This is a genomic window from Aeromonas finlandensis, from assembly GCF_000764645.1.
In the GTDB taxonomy this organism is placed as follows: Bacteria; Pseudomonadota; Gammaproteobacteria; order Enterobacterales; family Aeromonadaceae; genus Aeromonas; species Aeromonas finlandensis.
The window spans coordinates 15590-36388 of the sequence record NZ_JRGK01000273.1 but is presented as its reverse complement, the minus strand read 5'-3'; the positions used below and the strand labels follow the sequence as shown (position 1 = coordinate 36388).

Annotated in this window: 11 protein-coding genes and 3 pseudogenes; 9 read left to right on the top strand and 5 right to left on the bottom strand. The window is 59.7% G+C overall.

The features are described from left to right. Positions 1 to 3 precede the first annotated feature (3 nt). From LD28_RS0115730 to LD28_RS0115710, 5 genes are all read left to right on the top strand, one after another. Positions 4 to 2043 carry a type VI secretion system Vgr family protein gene (locus LD28_RS0115730; RefSeq protein WP_033137884.1) on the top strand — a complete coding sequence of 680 codons (2040 nt, stop codon included), beginning with the start codon at positions 4 to 6 and terminating at the stop codon, positions 2041 to 2043. Further along, positions 2043 to 2879 (top strand): DUF4123 domain-containing protein, encoded by an 837-nt coding sequence (locus LD28_RS0115725; protein WP_033137883.1) that lies wholly within the window; start codon positions 2043 to 2045, stop codon positions 2877 to 2879. Before LD28_RS0115730 ends, LD28_RS0115725 begins: the two co-directional genes overlap by 1 nt. Beyond that, on the top strand, positions 2880 to 5900 hold the full coding sequence (locus LD28_RS0115720; RefSeq protein ID WP_033137882.1) for a toxin VasX: 3021 nt from the start codon (positions 2880 to 2882) through the stop codon (positions 5898 to 5900). Between the two features lies 1 nt (position 5901). Next, complete coding sequence (locus tag LD28_RS21990; protein ID WP_050514348.1) at positions 5902 to 6630, top strand: hypothetical protein; 729 nt, start codon at positions 5902 to 5904, stop codon at positions 6628 to 6630. A gap of 122 nt (positions 6631 to 6752) precedes the next feature. Further along, entirely contained in the window at positions 6753 to 8120 is a 1368-nt protein-coding gene (locus LD28_RS0115710) for a tetratricopeptide repeat protein (RefSeq protein ID WP_033137881.1), read from the top strand. 115 nt (positions 8121 to 8235) lie between these two features. On the opposite strand, the gene LD28_RS0115705 is transcribed toward LD28_RS0115710, so the two are convergent. Together LD28_RS0115705 and LD28_RS24060 are read right to left on the bottom strand one after the other, a co-directional pair. Then, positions 8236 to 8892 carry a dehydroquinate synthase/iron-containing alcohol dehydrogenase family protein gene (locus LD28_RS0115705; protein WP_479322171.1) on the bottom strand — a complete coding sequence of 219 codons (657 nt, stop codon included), beginning with the start codon at positions 8890 to 8892 and terminating at the stop codon, positions 8236 to 8238. Then, a pseudogene (locus LD28_RS24060) lies at positions 8887 to 9195 on the bottom strand (iron-containing alcohol dehydrogenase); the annotation flags it as partial. The gene LD28_RS0115705 and the pseudogene LD28_RS24060, both read right to left, overlap by 6 nt. Before the next feature lie 25 nt (positions 9196 to 9220). Between LD28_RS24060 and LD28_RS0115700 the strand changes: the two are divergent. The 4 genes and pseudogenes from LD28_RS0115700 to LD28_RS22565 all read left to right on the top strand — a co-directional run bounded on the left by LD28_RS0115700 (position 9221) and on the right by LD28_RS22565 (position 16737). After that, on the top strand, positions 9221 to 10513 hold the full coding sequence (locus tag LD28_RS0115700) for an N-acyl-D-amino-acid deacylase family protein (protein WP_050514347.1): 1293 nt from the start codon (positions 9221 to 9223) through the stop codon (positions 10511 to 10513). A gap of 400 nt (positions 10514 to 10913) precedes the next feature. Beyond that, complete coding sequence (locus LD28_RS0115695; RefSeq protein WP_033137880.1) at positions 10914 to 14789, top strand: DEAD/DEAH box helicase; 3876 nt, start codon at positions 10914 to 10916, stop codon at positions 14787 to 14789. Positions 14790 to 14914: 125 nt separating this feature from the next. Next, a pseudogene (locus LD28_RS0115690) lies at positions 14915 to 15623 on the top strand (IS3 family transposase). Between the two features lie 131 nt (positions 15624 to 15754). Next, a pseudogene (locus tag LD28_RS22565) lies at positions 15755 to 16737 on the top strand (IS481 family transposase). 104 nt (positions 16738 to 16841) lie between these two features. On the opposite strand, the gene LD28_RS0115685 reads toward LD28_RS22565, so the two are convergent. The 3 genes from LD28_RS0115685 to LD28_RS0115675 form a co-directional block, all read right to left on the bottom strand. Then, on the bottom strand, positions 16842 to 17453 hold the full coding sequence (locus LD28_RS0115685; RefSeq protein ID WP_033137879.1) for a hypothetical protein: 612 nt from the start codon (positions 17451 to 17453) through the stop codon (positions 16842 to 16844). After that, entirely contained in the window at positions 17450 to 18811 is a 1362-nt protein-coding gene (locus tag LD28_RS0115680) for an MATE family efflux transporter (protein WP_033137878.1), read from the bottom strand. Before LD28_RS0115680 ends, LD28_RS0115685 begins: the two co-directional genes overlap by 4 nt. A gap of 106 nt (positions 18812 to 18917) precedes the next feature. Next, entirely contained in the window at positions 18918 to 20741 is a 1824-nt protein-coding gene (locus tag LD28_RS0115675) for a SulP family inorganic anion transporter (protein WP_033137877.1), read from the bottom strand. Positions 20742 to 20799: the final 58 nt, after the last annotated feature.

Sequence of the window (20799 nt, the reverse complement as noted above, 5' to 3'; positions counted from 1 at the left end):
GTCATGGCGCAAAGCACAGGATTACAATTCACCGTCAAGGTTGGCGCACTGGCTGACAACACCTTTGCGGTTGCCAGCTTCAAGCTCGATGAGGGGCTGAACCGCCCGTTTAGCCTCAAACTGGAAGTGGCCAGTCCGCAACCGAACATCGACTTTGGCGCCGTGCTGGACCAGCCCTGTGAGCTGCTGGTGTGGTATAACGGCGAGCTGCAGCGCCGGGTATGTGGCGTTGTGAGCGAGTTCGCTCAAGGGGATAGCGGCTTTCGCCGTACCCGTTACAGCTTGGAAGTCAAACCTGCGCTGTGGCGATTGGGCCTGCGCCAGAACTCCCGCATCTTCCAAGCCCAGAAGCCCGATGAAATCCTCAGTATCCTGCTGCAAGAGCACGGCATCACCGACTACGCCTTTGCGCTGAAGAACGAGCACGCCCAGCGCGAATACTGCGTGCAGTACCGCGAGACTGACCTCGATTTTGTGAACCGCCTTGCCGCCGAAGAGGGCTTGTTCTACTTCCACGAGTTTGAAGCAGGCAAACACTGCATCGTCTTTGCCGACGACGCGGCGGCCCTGACTGCCGGCCCCGAGCTATTCTTCAACCTCGGCAACCGCTCGCTGGAACAAGGCCCCTATGTGCGCCAGTTCCACTACCGCGAAGCGGTGCGCCCCTCGGATGTTGAACTCAAGGACTACAGCTTCAAGACCCCGGCTTATAGCCTCTCCCAGAAGAACATGGGGGCAGAGCTGGAGCACCAGCGCGACACCTACCAGCACTTTGACTATCCGGGGCGTTACAAGCAGGACGGCAGCGGCAAGGCATTCGCCCAGCACCGGCTCGATGCCCTGCGTAACGACGCGGTGGCGGGCAGTGGCAAGTCCAACAGCGCCGCGTTGCTGCCGGGTCAGCACTTTTCATTGACCGAACACCCCAACGGCAGCCTCAACACTGACTGGCAAATCGTCCATATCCGCCACACCGGCGAACAACCCCAGGCGCTGGAGGAAGAGGGCGGCAGCGGCCCGACCGTCTACCACAACGAATTTGGCGTAGTGAAGGCGAGCACCACCTGGCGCGCCCGCATCGGTAGCCCCGAGGCGCCCCACAAGCCGATGGTAGATGGCCCGCAAATCGCCATCGTGGTCGGCCCGGAAGGGGAGGAGATTTACTGCGACGAACATGGCCGGGTCAAATTGCAGTTCCCGTGGGACCGCTATGGCTCGAGCAACGACCAGAGCTCCTGCTGGGTGCGGGTGAGCCAAGGCTGGGCCGGCGGTCAATACGGCATGATGGCCATCCCGCGCATCGGCCACGAGGTCATCGTCTCGTTTCTGGAAGGTGACCCCGACCAGCCTATCGTGACGGGGCGCACCTATCATGCCACCAACCGGCCACCTTACGAGCTACCCGCCAACAAGACTCGTACCGTGCTGCGCACAGAAACCCATCAGGGCGAGGGCTTCAACGAGCTGCGTTTTGAAGACCAGGCGGGGCAGGAAGAGATTTACATCCACGGTCAGAAAGACCTGAACCTGCTTATCGAAAACGATGCGGCCTGGCACATCAAGCACGACGAGCATCGGGACATCGACAACGAGCGGGTGACCCGCATCAAGGCCAACGACCACCTGACGGTGGAGGGCGAGAAGCGCGACCACATCAAGGCTGACTATTCGCTGACGGTGGATGCTTCCATGCACCAGAAATTGGGGCAGTCATTGTTGGTTGATGCAGGTCAGGAGGTTCATCACAAGGCAGGCATGAAGATCGTGATGGAGGCGGGGGCTGAACTGACCCTGAAAGTCGGCGGCAGCTTTGTGAAGATTGATGCCGGTGGCGTGACCCTCAGTGGTGGCTCTATCAAGATGAACTCTGGCGGCAGTCCGGGTTCCGGCTCTGGTTGGGGTGGGCAGATGCCGATTCAGCCTGATGATGTGGAGGTGGTGGCACCGCCTCCCCCAGTCGATCCGGTGCGCCAGATTGCGACCTTGAAATCTGCCGAGCCGGTCTGCGAGATATGTGAACAGCTGGCCAAGGAGGGCAAGTAATGGTGTTGCCAGAGCTCACCTTGGTACATGGTGAGCGTCTTTATCTATTGCTCGATGGCGGGCAGCTTTCCGAACTTGAGAGACAACTGTTCGAGGTCTGCGATAGCCCGGCTTACCAGCCGCTCTATCTCTACGCCCCCTGGGATAGCCTGCGGGAGGTCTCTCCCTGTCTGGTGGAGGCCAACGAACCCTTGCTCGGTTGGTTCAAGAGCCTGCCTGCCAATACCGGATGGTTGCTCGCCTCGCATTTGACGTTATTGCCGCTGGCTGACCAGTTGCGCCAGCTTATCGAGGTCGAAAGCCCCTATGGCAGCCGCATTCTGCTCAAGCTGGCGGCCCCGGAAACCATGGTATGCCTGATGGTGGGTGCTGACCCCTGGTTTTGGCAGGGGATAGCACAAGTCTGGTTGCCGACTCGTGCGGGTTGGCACCATTGGCAGGTCAAAGAGACGCTTGCCGAGCCGATGGGCGACAGGTGCAGGCTGACCGAGCCACAGTGGGCTCGCTTGAGCGAAGTGAGCTGGCAAAACCATTTGGATGGGGCGTATCGCCACATGCAGGCGTGGTTTCCAGCCCGATTGGCGCAGCAGCTCGATCCGCAGGAGTGGATTGTCCGCTGGGCCCAACAGGCTTATCAACTGGGATTTCAGACCGAGCGCGACCTGCTGCTGTTTTTCAATGTGCTGGGATTTGTCGGCGAGGGATGGTGGCAGGGGGATGACTACCCGACGCTGACCAAACTACTGACAACACCTTCGGCGCAAACCCCGTCACAACGTGTGGAACTGGCAGCCAGCTGGGCTGAGCAGCACGCATTACCACAGGAGTTAAGCTAAATGGGCCAACAAAACCAAGCCAAGGGTGGACCCAATCAGGTGGCCATAGCGACCAGCAACAAGGATTGCAAAAGCCCGGTTGGCACCTGTCCCTTTAAAAACAAAGAGATTGCCCTGGTACCGGTGCGCTATGCCCTCGATGAAGTATTTGAGGAGCCAGCAAAACAACCCCATCCTCTGCCCGCCAAACACTTCAAAGGCCCCTTGGCGCTCAAGGCCAATCCCTACACCCTGCGCCAATTGCGCGATGGCTGGCTCTATCTCTTTGACGAAACAGCGAAAGAGCTCGATGAGTACGAGGTCAGGGGTAGTCAGTTTATTCATGCCAGCAAGGGTAGCAAGGGGCATCTGCTTTATCCGGCCAACCACAAAGTGGCGATAGCCTTCTCCCATCAGCGCTGGACCGAGCGGCTGAAAAAGGAGTATCGCAAAGAGAGCAGCCTGCGCAGCAAAGGGATGCGCTCGTTCAATCTGCTCTCGTTGGCCCGCAAGATGGGGGGCGAGCATGCGGGATTATTGGATTTGCTCTCTACTCACGTAGCCGACATGGGCTTGCCCAACGAGGGATTCATTAACAGCTGTGCCCCTCTCAAGGCTCCCGCAGGTGTTGAATCCGGCAAGCTGTGGCACGACAAACCCGCAGGCTCACCGGAGGCTAGCAAGGCTGGCATAGCAGATTTGAAAAGCGCTCTGGTGGTGGCACTCGATGACCACATCTCGGATATGCACGATGTGGCCGAGCGCCTGAGCGACATCCTCCTCCGCTATGAACATCCCTTTAATGACGACGACACCCGCCACCGCTGGAACATGGCCGGTATTACCGAGATGCTGGCTCTGCCACAGCTTGATGAGAGCAGTTTGCCGGTCTCAGTCAGGGGCGACCGTCTGGCGACCTTCAAGCTCAAGAAGCAGTTGCAGTCATATCTGGTTGCCAAGCATGACTACAAAGATCGTCAAGGTAGTGGTAATCACTACATCGATCTGGGCGCCGAGCAGAGCCTGATGGCGCAGCATGCCGCGCTCAAGCAGTGGGGCCTCAACCCCGACAAGTGGGCCAGCTGGCCCGGGGTGCGCTTTGATGACGAGGTGAACTGGTCTGGGCTGGAAGGGATGATTCAGCAATACGCGCAAGGGGTGGATGCCTTGCGCCCGCGCTGGCTGGCTACTTATGACGATGCCCTGCAGCTACTGCAGGCGTTACCGACCTCCCCTTTGCTGTTGGGGCTCGATAGCCAGACGGAGGATACCCAGACCCTGCTGCTGGCCAGCAGCAGCCAGTGGATCTTTAGCCTGTTTTTTGCCCCCGACACCAAGCGGGGTGAACAGTTGACCAAGGCATTGAAAAAGGGTGCGCTGCCCGCGCTGGCACACTACGGCTTTGATATCGAGGTTAAAAAAGAGCTCGAGAACAACCCCGGCTGGATTGGGGTGGGCAATATCACCGGTGTCGCTAATATGTTGGCAGCGATGGAGGCGATAGCCAGCAACCATCTTCTGAGCGATAGCAAGCTGCTTGGCGGGCTCCATGAGGGCGCCAAGGCGACCATGAGAGCCCTCAAAGGGGCCATCGCCGGGGTGGCCATCAAACCATGGCAACAGCTCAGCGAGTTACTGCATCCCCATCTGCTCAGCGGTGAAAAACTTGGCCGCACTCTGAGCCTGGTGGTGCTCGAATCCATTCACACCGGCCAGCAGGTGCGCATCAACTCCGCATTTGTGGCCGAGAGCAAAGCCTTTGTGGCTCAGGTGCAGGGCAACCTGCTGGGCAAGTTGGCAACGCCCGGTGTCAATATCACAGAGGGCCACCTTGGCCGGATGAAGGCGGCAGGCGCCGAGTGGTCGCAGCTGGAATGGCCCCGTCTGTTTGTGCAGGAAGGTGGCCTGCAGGAGGAGTTTGAGCGCAAGATGACCAGCTACCTCAACTTGCAACGGCAAGGGGCCAAAGGGGCACAAGCGGCCGCCAAGGTGTGGCAAGAGTGGGGCAACTTTGGCGGGCTGGCGGCCCTGCTCAACATCGCCAACCTGACGGTGGCGCTGCAAGGGTATGACGAGAACTCGAGCAAGCTGCAGGGCAACCCCGCCGCCCAGCTGGAGCTGAGCCGTAACCTGGCTTACACCGCCGCCTGGACCGGCAGCGCCATGGTGGCCATCAAGCAGGGGCAGGTGGTGGTGCCTGAACATCTTCTTGAGAAACGCTTGGCTCTTGCCATGAAGGAGAACCCCGCCTTGGTACGTCGCTTTGCCCTCACCACCGGCTGGATGACCGGACTGGGACTGCTGGCGGCGGGGCTGGAGGCGTGGGAGACCGGTATCAAGCTACTGGATGATACCAATGCCGATATGGAAAAGGTTGGTTATGGATTAAAGCTGGGGGGCGTCGGGGTGCAGGGGTTTGCCATGGGGCGATCTCTTATGCTGTTGGGCCGTGGTGCATCACTTGGTGCAATCTGGGCCCCCTGGATGGTTGCCACCATCGGTATCGGCAGTCTGCTCTATCTGGTTGCCACCGTGATACTGGCCCGCTACAGCCGCCTGCCTGTCGAGCGCTGGCTGTTGCACTCCACTTGGGGTACCAAACCAGCCGGGTGGCCTGCGGCTGAAGAGCTGATCCAATATGAGCGGGTTGCCTGTCAGCCGACGGTGGAGCTCAAGGAGGGGAAGCTGACCGTTGCGCTGCCACCGCACCTGCGCACCATCACCTTGCAGTTGTCGATAAAGCGGCTTGGCTATCAGCTTGCCAAGCAGAGCTACCCCGCCTCCGCGCTAACTCCTGTGCTGGGGCCTGCACAAGAGGCCGCCATCAAGGTGACCAGCCAAGGGGCAGGACAAGTGACACTGGCGGTCGCCGCCAATCAGGGGGATGAACTGCAGTTGCAGATAGGTTACCCGGCAGCAGAGAGTTTAAGCGGCCAGCCCTTGCGCTTTATGGCCCGTGGCACCCTGGCCAAAGGGGTGGTTTTGACCGCTGAAATCGATGATAAACTGCCCACCCAGGGCACCTTGATAGAGTTGAAATAAGATGAGTGACACCACAGAGCACAAGCAGAACGCAGAGAATGCAGAGGCTGATGGCGCCAACCACTACTACAGCGAGCAGTACCTTGAGTTGCAAAAGGAGCCTGTTTTATATGAGTGGCATATTGACCATGCCCCGCGAGCTGCATGGTCATCGTCACTGTTAATGGGAGGTGCGTGTTGGCTAATTGCATTAATGGTTTTTATTAATAGCGATAGTCAGAACCCTTGGCCGTTAATTTGGGTGCTTTTAATTCTGGGGGGCTGGGGTGTTATTTTTTCGCGCTACTTAACTGACCCCAATCAGCTCTATCACTACCGAATGACTGCCAAGGGGATCTACTACACCCAGCAGGACAAGATCCCGGAAGTGGCTTACACCATTATGCGTGGGATTGGTGGCCTGTTGATTGTGGGTAGCATCATCGCTGTTGGCTTGGTGGGCCCGCTGGCACTGGCCGGAGCGGGTGCGGGTGCATTTCTGGCCTTTAAAATTACCAATATGAAGCCAAGGGTCCGCCATTATGGGTGTATTTTTAAGGGCTCAGGTGAAATATCAGTTTTTGGCAAGCTGTGCGGTATGGAAATCATGGAGATCCCATATAGCGGGGGGGAATATGCTCTCGTATTTAGCAAGCCAGAGGAATATCAACGTGTACTTGGTGATATCACGCGAGCGTTACCGCAATATAAAGTGATTGAAGCAGCCAGCCGCAAAGAGTTCGGTTATTGACCCTAGCGAGGCAGAGAGGCCGCAATTCAATGTCGCTGCCTCTTTGATTGACCAATAACGGTGCAATTTGCAATAGCGCCTGCTTTCTTCTCCCTTTTTTCACTCTGCGAACCCTGATTTCTATGACATATCGAGTCCTATGGCTGGCGCTGACCGCCAGCATGATAACCGCCTGCTCTGCCACTGCGCCACGCACTGACGCAGAGCTATCCCAAGCCGCAAAGCAGGGGGATGGCCGCGCCCAGTATGAGCTAGCCAAACGGCTGGCGAGCCAGCCTGATTACCCCAACGCCATGCACTGGATGCAGCAATCCGCCGAGCAGTCGGGCCCCCTGGCCGCCGATCAGCCGATCCGCGCTAATGCCGCATGGCAAGTGGGTGACTGGTATCTGGCCGGGCTCGGTGAGCCAAAGAATCCGGCACTTGCCACTCAGTGGTGGCAGCGTTCGGCTCGCCTTGGCAACAGCAATGCCAACTATCGGCTGGGAGTGATGTGCCAGGAGCAGCATCAAGGCAAGTTGGTGAGTGAATGTCTCGACTGGTTCGAGCAAGCCGCCAAGCGGGATCATGCCGAGTCACAGTTGATCCTGGCTCGGTGGTATAGCCAACAACCGGGAGCTGATGCTGATGCCGTCAAATGGTTAGAAAAAGCGGCAGATCTGGGCAACCGTGATTCCCAGTACCTGCTGGGTCAGCGCTATGAAATGGGCAACGGGGTTGCCAAGCGGCCGGATCTTGCCCTGCGCTGGAACGACAAGGCAGCAGCCCAGCAGCAACCGGACGCTTTGCTACAGCAAGCCAAACAGGCCGCACCAAGCAATGCGTTCGCCGCGTATCAACGGGCTGCCAATGCGGGTTCTGCTGAAGCCGAACTCTGGCTTGGCAACGCTTATCTGGCTGGGGAACAGGTATCAGCAGACCCTGCGTTGGGTCGTTACTGGCTGGAGCTGGCCGCTGGACACGGCTCTCATGAGGCCGAATATCAGTTGAGTTTGCAGCAGGTAGACCGGGAGCAGCAGATCCACTGGTTAACCCGGGCTGCTGATGGTGGCGTGACCAAGGCATGGTTCGATCTGGCAGCACTACAGCAGGAGCAAGGTGAACTGGAGCAGGCCAGAGCCAGTTATGCCAAGGCCGCCCGACAAGGGAATACGGCAGCACTCTATGCCTACGGTGAAATGCTGCGCCTCGGTCAGGGGGGCAAAGAGGATTACGCGCTGGCACTCAAGCAGTATCGTCAGGCGGCCCAACAAGGTGATCGTATGGCGCAATATCGGATGGGAACACTGCGTGAGAAAGGTCTGGGAGCACCGCGAAACAGGGTACATGCCTATGCCTGGCTGTCACTGGCTGCGACAGAAGGGATGCCGGAAGCCGTGCAGGCTCGTGACGAGCTGGAAGCAGCAATGACCAAGCCGGAAGTCAAACAAGCGCAGAAACTCTCTGAGCACTGGTTTGGCAAAATGACATCAACCGTCAGCAAGAGCTAAACACGATCCTAAAGGAAGCAGCCGGATGGCTGCTTCCTTCTTTTTCGGGTAGTCGCCAACCGGTTGTAAACGCAGTCCTGTCATCCATCATCGGGTACCGCTGATTTTCGGGGGATTACCGTAGCGCCACCTTGCCCAGCGCACATTTGTAAAAGCCAGCAACATGCGCAGCATTCGCCTCTCTGGGATTACCGGGGGCACAGGGGTCTGCCAATGCGTTGTTTATCCAGCCATCGATATCACTCTCCTTGATCCCCAGCTGACCAAATCCTGAAGGGATCCCGACCTTGGCTGAGAGGGCCTTGATGGCCTCAATGGCGGCGAGGCTCGCCTCCTCTTCACTCATCTGCCGGGTATCAACCCCCATGGCCTCAGCGATCCGGGCAAAACGCGCAACACAAACAGGCCGGTTGAACTCGCAAATCACAGGTAGCAATATCGCGTTGCAAACACCATGGGGCAGATCGTGGGTTGCCCCGGGTTGATGGGCCAGCGCATGGACCAATCCCAGCCCGGCGCTGTTAAATGCCATACCCGCCAGATATTGGCCAAACGCCATCATTTCGCGGCCCTCGATATCATTGCCATGCATGACAGCCTGAGGCAGATAGCGGCTGATGAGGCGGATTGCTTCCAGCGCAGAGTGGTCAGTCAGGGGATGAGCCCCTTTGGCAACATAAGCCTCTATTGCGTGGGTCAGCGCATCCATGCCGGTTGCCGCCGTCACCGATTGTGGGATGTTGAGCATGATGGCCGGATCATCCACTGCGATATCGGCAATGATCCGGGTATCGATGATCACCTCTTTCACCTGGCGAACCGGATCGGTAATGACAGCATTGCTGGTGACCTCTGCCGCTGTCCCCGCCGTGGTATTGATCGCCACTAAAAAAGCGCCTTCATGCTCAACCTTGCCGACTCCGCTGTAGCGGGTAATGGGGCCCGGATTGGTGGTCAGGATCTTGATCCCCTTGGCTGCGTCAATGGCGCTGCCACCACCGATAGCGATCAGGTAATCGCACCCATGCTCACAAAAAGCCTGATATCCGGCATCGACCACGGCCACTGTCGGATTGGGGGTTGCGCCTTTATCGAGGGATTTGCAACAGGGATGGCAAAACCACTACATCATCGGTGGTAAACAGGAGGCTTGGCCCTGGCAGAGTTACGCTGAATATTGCAACAGGCTGCGGGAAAAGGGGCTGACATTAAATCTGGGGCCGCTGCTTCCCCATGGGGTGCTGCGTTATCAGCTTTGTCAGGAGAGCCAGCAACCGATGAATGCCATGCAGCTCAAACAATTGGCTGCCCTGGTCGATGAATCACTGGATGCCGGTGCGCTGGCAATCAGTCTCGGGCTTATCTATTATCCGGCGCTGTTTAGTCGAATGGATGAGCTGAAGGTATTGGCGGTACGCGCCAGTGCATACGGTCGGCCTCTGGTTGTGCACCTTCGTAGTGAGAGCGATGACATCTTGCCGGCACTGCAGGAGCTCATCGAGCTATGTGAGGCGTGCCAGTGCCGATTACACATCTCCCATCTCAAACTCATTGGTCAGCGCAATGCGACCCATCTTGCCGAGTTGTTAAGGCGTATTGAGCGCCATCAGCTGAGCTTTGACAGTTATCCCTATCATTACGGCAGTACTACCCTGATGTCCTTGCTGCCTCCTGAACTGCTGGCTGGCGAAACGCGGCAAAGCTTGTTCGCAAAACTCAATCAGCCCTCAACACGTGGTGAACTTCGTCTCTGGTATCAAGAACATATCCGCCCTGGCCCCCAAAGTGCCTGGGATAATTTGCCAGCGTTGGTGGGGTGGGAAAATATCCTGATCACTGCAGTAGCAGATGAGTTTGCCGAGCGGTATCTGGGGTTGAGTCTGGCGCAATGTGCCGAGCTGGAACACCAGCACCCGGTGGATTTCATGGTGGATTTGCTGATTTCTCAGCAAGGTCAGGTGCGGTTTATCGACTTTTACATGGATGAGGGCCTGGTCGGCGCCATACTCGCACATCCGCAGGGGATGGTGGGCAGTGATACCCTGTTAGGGGGACGGCTTCATCCTCGCGTATGCGGAAGTTTTGCCCGGATTATCCATCAATTTGTGCAAAAGGAGCGTGTGTTAACGTTGCCTCAGGCGATCCGCAAGATGACCGGGCTGAGCGCAGAGACATTCGGTATTAAGGGGCGGGGGCTGATACGCCCCGGATATGCCGCGGATCTGGCACTCTTTGGTCACGATTTTCGTGACCATGCGACGATTGAATCACCGGAACGATATGCCAGCGGGTTACAGGGATTGTGGGTCAATGGTGAGCGAGTGGTGACAGAGGACCGCTTCGATTCAGATTGTGCTGCCGGAGTGGTGTTGTCAGGACGTGACGGGTCGTAGCGATATGACATCGGTGGTGGGGGATGTCTCAACGTATCTGAACCGGTTCATCGTTGATGAGGTCGATGGGGTAATGTGGATTTGGAAACGCCTCCAATTGGCGTGCTTTCGGCCACTTTTGCGGCCGGAAAATTGAAACCGTTTTCAGAAATCCTTTTCAACTGTGATCCGCTTCAAAGCTTTTTCGGGCGCCAACCTCTAGCATTGGCTCCACGAATTAGGGGCTAGCGCTCCCGATTTTCCCGCTGTGGGAGGTAACCGGATGATCCGGCTATTTCCTTCGTTACTTTCGACGGTCATCATGGATGGCCGTTTTTTTTTGAGTTATTTCACGGTAAAGGGTCGAGCCGCTGGCGCTTTACCGTTAAAATTCCGCTTTTGCACTTGCCCGTGAGTCTTGATGTCTGCGTCCACCCTCTCTTCGGATAGTTATGCCCTGCTCGCCACCCTGCAATTGCAGCGCGTCGCCAGTACCCGTTTGTTGCAAGAACAACTGGCGATGGGCCATGCCCTGATCGATAAACTGACCCGACTGCAGGATGCGGGGCTGGTCAGATTGCGGGGGGAGCAGCAGTGGAGCCTGACCGCCGAGGGGACGCTGGCGCTGATCCTGGGGGTGCGTGCCGGTCTCTGCCCGGCGCCGGACTGGAGCCGGGTGCCCTCATTGACCGGGCAGGAGCTCACCCATGCGGTGGTGCGCGAGCTCTGTCGCGGCAAGGCGGGGGAGGTGCCGACCTATTTCTCGGCCAGCGATCTGCTGACCCTGCTCGATACCCCGGATGCTCACCAATTGCTGGCGGGCTCCAGCCCCGCCTGGCAGCAACTGCTGCTGGAGCACTTCTCACTGCAACTGCTGCTCGATGCCCCTTATGAAGAGCATTGGCCACTGGCCAATGCGCTGGTGCGCTGCGCCCCCGAGGTGCAGGCCCGGGCCAGGAATTTCGAGGCAGAGTGGCGCTGGCTCTGCGGGGATGGCGAGAGCACATCGCCAACCGGCGAGGGCAACGACGCCGCCCCCGGCTGGCCAGCCCTGCAGGCGCTGGCACAGCAGAGCCAGCGCGGCCCGCTCGGCGAGCGACTGCTCACCGCACTGGGTCAGTGGCAGGCAGCCGATGAGGGCGAGGCGGGCCAGTGGCCCCGTTCATTCAGCGCCCTGCTCTGGCTTGGCTGGTTGCAGCAGGCTGATCCCGTCATTGCCAGCGAACAGCGCAAGAAGTGGCAGCGCAGCCTGACTGGCCAGTTCCCCCTGCTTGCCGACCTGCTCAGCCAGTGGGCGGGCGATCGCCACGGTCAGGCGGTCGGCCTGTTCGATACCCTGCAACTGCCGGTGGAGGAGCTCCACTGGGGCTATCTCTGGCTCGATCTCTGCGCGCTGGCCCGTCACGGTGCCCAGAGCCCGCAGGTGGCCATGCTGCACAAGTGGGATCTCTCCCATCTGCTCGATGCCGAGCCCCATCATCGCCTGATGGCGTTTTGTCAGGATCTGCTGCGCATCTTGTTGGGCGAGGCGGCCAAAGGGGCCCCCCTTTGCCAGCTGCGCGGCAGTGAGGAGAGTGCGCCAGAGGGCAGTGACGAGCAGGATGATGACGGGGACGAGGACAAAACCGCGGCCTCTGCCAGCTGGCTCAACTGGTTGCAGGGGCTGGGACGCTCCAGTGGCGTACGCAAGCCGCAGGAGCGGCTGGTGTGGCTGCTCCATGCCGACGGCCCCGAGCTGGAGTGCAAGATCCAGAAGCTGAGCACCAAGGGGGAGTGGACCGCCGGTCGTCGGGTCGATCCGGCCCTGCTCTCCACCCAGTATGCCGCCATGCTCGATGAACACGACTGGGCGCTGGTCCGCACCCTGCCACGGGTGATGGGACGGCTGCCGCGGGATGTCTGGGCACCGCTGGCCGATCACCCCCGCTTGTTCAACGCCAAGGGGCAAAAGCTGCAACTGGCCATCAGCGCCCCCCTGCTGCAGGTGGTCGCCACCGAGCAAGGGATGAGCGCGCAGCTCTGCCCCGATGCGGCCGCCCGCGGGGCCCATATCATGCCGCTGGCGCAGGATCTGTGGCAGCTCATCCTTACCCCGCAGCCGCTGCTCGACCGCTTGCCTGCACTCGAATCCATCCCGCTGCTGCCCGCCGAGGGGTTGGCCGAGCTGCAACGCACGCTGGACGCCATTCCCGAGCTGCCCTGGCACAGTCAGGTCGAGGGGCTTAGCGGCAACGCCGAACTGGCTCCCTGGCCGGGCATTCCTTCGGTGCAACTGGATTGGCAGGATGGTCAGCTGTCGGTCAAGCTGGTCACCCGCTTTGACGAGTTGCCACCCCAACCTCTTGGCAAGGGGGAGCCCATCGTGCGGCAGGGGATCAAGGCGTATCACTACTGGCAACGGGATCTCGCGGCCGAGAAGGTGCAGGCCCAGCTGCTGCGCAATCAATTGCCCATCGGCCTGCCCGGCAGCGAGTGGCTGCTGCAGGGGGAGCAGGCGCTGGCGCTGGTCAATGCCCTGCCCGAGCTGGTGGATGCCGGCGTGGTCATCCACTGGCATCAGGACAGCGCCCGCCTCAAGAGCCTCGATGAAGCGGCCCTGAGCCTGCGCATCGAGCGGCGGCAGGACTGGTTCCAGGTCGAAGGGGCGCTGGCCCTCGATGAGCACCAGATCCTCGATCTGCGCCTTATTCTGCGCCAGATGACCCCGGGGCAGCGCACCGTTCAGCTCGACGAGAAGACCAGCCTGATGCTGAGCGACAAGCTGGTGGAACGGCTCACCATGCTGGGGGCCATGCTCGATGAAGAGCAGCGCATCAACAACAAGCTGGCCTATCCGCTCACTCGCCTGCTCTCGGTCATTACCACCGAAGGGGATGCTGCGTGGCAATCCCTGCAGCAGGAGTGGCAGCAGGAGGTCGAGTGCCCTGACGAGCTGCTCACCGGACTGCGGGACTATCAGAAAGATGGCGTGCGCTGGCTGGCGACCCTGGCCCATCACGGTTTTGGCGCCTGTCTGGCCGATGACATGGGTCTGGGCAAGACACTGCAGGCGCTGATCGTATTGCGGATGCGCCAGCACCTTGGCCCGGCACTGGTCGTGGTACCCAAGTCAGTGGTCACCAACTGGCAGGAGGAGGTGGCCCGTTTCGCCCCCGAGCTGGATGTGGTGGTGTTCGAGAACCCTGCCGAGCGGGAGGGGATCATTCGCGAGGCCAAGGCCGGTCAGGTGATCCTCATCAACTACGGCATGCTCGGCAGCCTGGCGGAGGCGCTCAAGTCACGCCGCTGGTCCAGCATGGTGCTCGATGAGGCGCAGCAGATCAAAAACGCCGGTACCCAGCGCGCCAAGCTGTTGTTCCAGCTGGAAGGGGATTTTCGCCTCGCCCTCTCCGGCACCCCCATCGAGAACCATCTGGGGGAGCTGTGGAGCCTCTTTACCTTTATCAACCCGGGGTTGCTGGGCAGCCTGGGCGAGTTCAAGCGTCGCTTTGGCAAGGCAGTCAAGGATCCCCAGCACATGGCGCTGCTGCGGGCAGTGATCAGCCCCTTCATCCTGCGTCGTCTCAAGCAGCAGGTGCTGACCGAGCTGCCGGACAAGACCGAGATCATCCACCACATCAGCCTCTCCCCCGAAGAGCGCCAGCTCTACGAGGCGACCCGGCGTGAGGTGGTGCAGCAGGTGCAAAGCGCCGATGGCCGCGCCCTGATGCATGTGTTGAGCGGCCTGACCCGGCTGCGCCGTCTCTGCTGCTCGCCGGAGCTGGTGATGCCCGAGTGGTCACAAACCAGCAGCAAGCTGGACGAGGCGATGGCGCTGCTGGAAGAGGCGATCGACGGCGGTCATCGGGTGCTGGTGTTCAGCCAGTTCGTCGATCTGCTGAGCCTGCTGCGGGCCCGCATCGAGCAGAAATCCTGGGATTACTGCTATCTGGATGGCGCCTGCTCCGCCAAGTCCCGTCAGGACTCCATCCTGCGTTTTCGTCATGAAGCGGTGCCGCTGTTTCTCATCAGCCTCAAGGCGGGGGGCACCGGCCTCAACCTGACCCAGGCCGATACCGTGCTGCACCTCGATCCCTGGTGGAACCCGGCGGTGGAAGATCAGGCGAGTGATCGGGCCCACCGGATGGGACAGACCCAGCCGGTGACCGTGTACCGGCTGGTGTGCGAGCAGACGGTGGAGGAGAAGATCGTCGCCCTGCACGATGAGAAGCGGGCGCTGGCCGATGGGTTGCTGAGCGGCCAGTCCGAGGTGCGCGGGCTGGATGTGGAGAGCCTGCGGGCCCTGCTGATGGGCTGATTGGCGACGCCGCCTATCGATACAGAAAAGGGGAGAACATCCAAAGATGTTCTCCCCTTTCTTATTTGGGAGTGTCCCGTCCTGAATATGGTTTACACCTTTCCCCCACATAAATGGAGAGCCCGATGGGACAAGGTGTGAAACGGACACAGCGCAATTACTCGCTGACTTTTAAACTGGCGCTGGTCGAGCAGATTGAAAAAGGCGAGCTCACCTGCCAGCAGGCACAAGCCCGATATGGCATTCAAGGCAATTCGACCGTTCTGGTATGGTTGCGTAAACATGGTCGGCAGGATTGGAGCCAGGGGGCTTCATCCCAACTTGCTCAAGGCAGGGCCGGAGCAGGTCACGCCGGTGGCCCCGGAGCAAGTGTGGGTCGCCGACATCACCTACCTGCCAGCTAGGAGCGGGCCGCTGTACCTGAGCCTGGTGACGGATGCCTATTCACGCAAGATAGTGGGCCATCACGTGCACGAGGGGATGCATGCCGAGTCGGTGGCGATGGCGTTCAAGAAAGCACTGAAGCAACGGCGTGGCGGCGGTGAACTCATCCATCACTCAGGCCGCGGCGTGCAGTATTGCTCGGGGTTGTATCAGTCATTACATGAACGGCACGGGGTGAAATGCTCGATGACGGATGGGTATGACTGTTACCAGAATGCGTTGGCAGAACGGGTGAACGGAATTTTGAAAGGAGAGTTGCTATTGCAAAGCCCGCAGGACCTGGCGCAAGCGCGGGAGATGGTGCGTGAGGCGGTGGATATTTACAACGTGGAGCGACCGCATCATGGGTTGAAATACAGAACCCCCGATGCGCTGCATCGGGGGTTTTGAGTCGAGAAAAGCTAGCCGAAAATGTGTAAACCTACTTTCAGGACTAGATGTGATCTCTCTGTAGGTTGTTCACTCGGGGCATGCCCGGAGAATTGGAGGCGCCAACCAAACCAATCATCCGAGGTGCCCCAGTGAACAACCATAAAAATGCCCGATTAACCGTCTTTGGTCGACAGCTTCTTATCCAGCGTATTCTTGAGCAGGGCCTGCGCGTTGAAGAGGCCGCTCACGCTGCCGGCGTCAGTACCCGCACCGCTTCACTCGCTATCGCCAGGAGGGCCCTGATGGCTTGTACAATCGCTCTTCTCAACCTGCACCCTGCTCCCATGCCATTGATGACCTGCGCCAACAGAGGATTATCGAACTGCGCAAACAGCGACAGACCTATCGGCACATCAGCCAATCTCTGGGCATAGGGCACAGTTCAGTCGCTCGTATCCTGCAACGAATGGGGCTGAATCGGCTGGCTAATCTGGAACCTGCCCCTCCAGTACAACGCTATGAACATGAGAAACCGGGTGACTTGCTGCATTTGAACATCAAAAAGTTGGGGCGCTTCCATCGTCCTGGTCATTGGGTGACTGGTGACCGCCGCCAAGACTCTCCGGGGGCGGGATGGGAGTATGCGCATGTGGCGGTTGATGACCACTCCCGTGTGGCATTCAGCGCCCTGTATCCTGATGAAACGGGGCGCAGTGCCTGCCTGGCGCTGTTACAGGCACTTCGCTACTACGCCGGGCTCGGCATTCGTTTCCGTCGGCTACTCACTGACAATGGCGCCTGTTATCGGTCGAAACGCTTCCAGAAGCTGTGTCGTCGCTTGGGACTCAAGTACCTGCGCACCAAACCTTACACACCCCAAACGAATGGCAAAGCAGAGCGCTTCATTCAGAGAGCGTTACGTGAATGGGCCTATGCACGGAGTTATGACTCGTCAGTGCAACGAGCAGAACACTTACAACCGTGGCTGCATGAGTACAACTGGCATCGTCCTCATGCCAGTCTGGGCTACCAGCCCCCCATCAGTCGTCTTCAATCTGTGAACAATCTGGTGGGTTTACACAACGAGACAATGCCAGTCAGGGCAAGGGGTGGAGCCAAATTGACTCTTTAACCGTGGAGCCGTTTTTGATATTCAACACCATGAATATTTAGTCATAAAAATGCTTAACTGACTGGCATTAGGCCATGAGGCCCCTTTTGAGTTGGCTGACAAACTTATGGTTTTTCCTGGTCAGCCTGCGCTTTTTTCTTTTTCTTCTCGGGTAGCGGCTTGCCATCGCGATGGATCACCTTGCCCGCTTCAAAGCCAATCTGGGCGGCCAGCTCTTCCAGATCTGCCGATTTGGCCTGATCCCCGATGGCGTAGCGATAGTTGGCGATGGTCAGCTTGTCAGCCACCGGGGTGCCCGGGATGATAGGCTCACGCCAGCCCTGACCGATGTGGGCCACCAGGGTGCCGTTCATCAGCAGCTCGCCGACGATCTCCTGAGCCGGATTGCCCTTGCCGTAGGTGAGACCCTGTGGGTGCTTCTTGCCGACTAGCGGCTCGTTGCTGGCGGGCATCAGCTTGGTGCGGATCAGCCACTTGGGCTTTTTGGTATTGCCCACCACCTTGCCGGTCTGGTACTCGTTGATCTTGATGGTCTTGATCATCTGGGCCATGAAGTCCTTGGTCAGCGCCTTCTGGGCTTCGCTGGTTTCATCGATGGCGATGGGGGCCACATACCAGGTCTGGGTGGCTTGAGCCTTGGGAGCGGCAGGGGCCGTTTGCGCCATGGCCAGTGGGCTGAGCAGGATGGCAGCCAGCAAGAGTCCTATCTTCTTCATTGTGATTCCGCTTTTGTTTCAACAAGAATTTTGTTTTGCCAGCGACGACTGCGCCAGCGCCAGAACATGGCCAGACCGCGCACCCACTCGTCGCAGGCCAGCGCCAGCCAGATACCGACCAGTCCATAACCCTGCATGATACCGAGGAAATAGGAGAGTGGCACGGCAATTCCCCACATGGAGAGCAACGCCATATAAAGGGGGAAACGGGCATCCCCGGTGGCCCGCAGGGCGTTGATCACCACCAGATTGAAGGTGCGGCCGGGTTCGAGGATGAGGCTGATGAGAAACAGTTGCGCCACCTGGGTGATGATGTCGGCATCATCGGTAAAGAGGCTGATGATGGTGCGGCCATTGAGGGCCGCCGCCACGGCGATGACGCAGGTGACCGCCAGCCCCAGCTTGAGGCTCTTGATCAACTGTTGATAGGCGCGATCGAACTGTCTGGCCCCCGCCAGATGGCCGATGATGATCTCGTTGCCAAGGCCGATGGAGAGGCCAAACAGCAGGATAAACAGGCAGATCTGGAAGAAGTAAGATTGGGTCGCCAGCGCCTTGTCACCCAGCAGTCCGACAAAGGCTGTCACCACCATGAACTGCAGCATCCAGGAGAGGTTCTCCCCCGCCGCAGGCAGGCCGATATGGAGCACCTTGCCCAGCATCTCCCGGCTGGGGTGGACGATATCGCGCACCACCAGTCGAATGCCGGTCTTGCGGGCCACCAGCCACACCAGCAGCACCACGCCCACCAGTCGGCCAGCGACCGTGCTGATGGCCACGCCAGCGACCCCCAGCTGGGGCAGGCTGAACCAGCCGTAGAGCAGTAGCAGGTTGCCGACGAAGGTGATGAGGTTGACGATCAGGGTCACATACATCGCCTGACGGGTGTGGCCGTGAGCGCGCAGGGTCGCCGCCAGACACAGCGCTGCCGCCTCCGGCAGCAGGCAGAGACCAATGATCTGTAAGTAGAGCGTCGCGTCGCTCATCAGATGGGCGGGCAGGTTCATCAGCGCCAGCATGGTGCTGGCCCCCGCCATGACGCCGATGGCCGCTACCAGACCGATCAGCAGGTTGAAGCCGATGGCGGTGTGGATCACCACCCGGCTCTTCTCCCGATCGCCCGCCCCCAGATACTGGGTGATCACCACGCTGGTACCGATGCTGACAAAGCTGAACAGGGTGATGGCGAGATCGAACACCTGATTGCCGACCGCCAGCGCGGCAACCCCCTGATAGGAGACGTGACCCACCATGAAGGTGTTGAGGGCACCGGTCAGAAAGTGCAGGGCGAGATCGATAAAGAGCGGCCAGGTCAGCGCAAAGAGCGTGCCCGGGCCGGCATGGGATTGAGGTTGCATGGCATGTCCAACAGCTGGGAGGGCACGGGGGGAGTGTCCTCTGGGGGCGCATTTAACACCAAGGCAAAGGCCGGTGCAATCCTTGGGGGATTGCCCGGCCAGAAGATCAGGCAGGGGTGGCGCCCGCCTCCTGTTCGCTTGGCAGGGTGAGGCGCGCCGAGTCGGGCAGGGTATCATCCTGCGGCCAATTTGAGCGAATAGCATCTGTGGTGCTCTCCACCACCTCATCATCTCTGAACACCGGCTCGCGGTAGCAGCGGGTCATGCGCAGCGCCTGATACATATCCGGGCAGAGGATGATCCCCTCGTCGCCCACCCGCACGCCAGCCTGTTTGAGCCAGTGGGTCATCTGGCCGTGGCGACCCGCCATCACCATATGGATGCCGCGCCGTTTCAGATCCTTGTGCAGCTCCCCCACCATGCTCATCACGCTGATGTCCTGGTGGGTGAAGCAGGCCACCGCATCCACCACCAGACACTTGGGATTGTGGGGATCCTGCACCAGTAAGGAGAGTACCCGCCGCTTGAAGTAGGGGGCGTTGAAGTAGGTCAGCGGCGAGTTGAAGCGATAGACCAGAATGCCCGGGATTGCCTTGGCCTGTTCGTTGTCCCCCAAGGTGCGCACCACCCCCTCATCATCCATGCCGAGCAGTTGGTCGGTGGGGCGCATCACATTGCGCAGGAACTGGAACAACCCCAGCAGCACCGCCAGGGTGATCCCCGGGATCACCCCCATGGTGAGCACGCTGATAAAGGTGATCAGCGCCAGCCAGAAGGCGGAGCGATCCGAATTGCGCAGGGCCCAGAGGCCGCGAAAATCGGTGAGCGACAGGGAGGCCATCACCAGCACCACCCCGAGGGCGGCGGTGGGAATGTATTTGAGCGGCGCCGTCAGATAGAAGGTGATGAGGGCGATCACCCCGGCGGCGATGATGGAGACCAGCTGGCTCTTGCCGCCGTTGGCGTCGTTGACCGCGGTACGTGAATCCGCTCCGCTGATGGCAAAGCCTTGCGAGACTGCCGAGGCGAGGTTGGCCATGCCGAGGGCCCGAAACTCCTTGTCCGCATCGATTTCGTAGCCGTTCTTGGCGGCAAAGCTGCGGGCGGTCAGCATCATGGAGACAAAGCTCACCATGGCCAGGTTAAGGGCGGGCAGCACCAGCTCCCGCATCAGTCCGGGGGGAAACTCCGGCATCTGGAAGGCGGGCAGGCCTGATCCCACCTTGCCCAGGGTGGCGATATGGTACTGGCCGAGATTGAACCCCCACACCAGCGCCGCCGTCACCACCATGGCCACCATGGAGGAGGGCCATGCCGGTTTGTAGCGCTTGGCCAGCAGCAGGGTGAGCAGGGCCACCAGACTCATGGCCAAGGTCGGCAGATGGGTTTGGGTGATGTAGGTGGTACCGCTGGCGATCCGCTCGATCAGGTAACGTTCGCTGAAGGTGAAGCCGAAGATCTTGGAGAGCTGGCCCACCATGATGGTGATGGCCACCCCGTTGAGCAGCCCCATCAGGATGGGGCGGGAGAGAAAGTCCGCCAGCACCCCCAGTTTGAAGCGGCTGGCAATCAGGCACCAGAAGCCGGTCATGGCGGTCATGGTCATTACCAACTGCCAGTGACGGGTCGGGTCGCCCGCCGCCAGTGGCGTCACCACGGCGGCAATCACCGCGCAGGTGGCGGCATCGGGGCCGACAATCAGCTGGCGGGAGGTGCCAAACAGGGCATAGACCAGCATGGGCAGGATGCAGGAGTAGAGGCCGACGATGGCGCCCACCCCGGCAAGCTCTGCATAGGCGATGGCGACGGGCAGCGCCACGGCCGCCACCGAGAGTCCGGCGCGAAGGTCTGGCATCAACCAGGCGCGCTGGTATTGCAGCAGGGCGGCGAGGCCCGGTAGCCAGCGTTCGAGAGAGAAGAAGTCGCGCATTATTTAACCCATTGAGTTACAACCAGCTTTTCCCCTAGTGTGCCCAAGGTTATCGAAA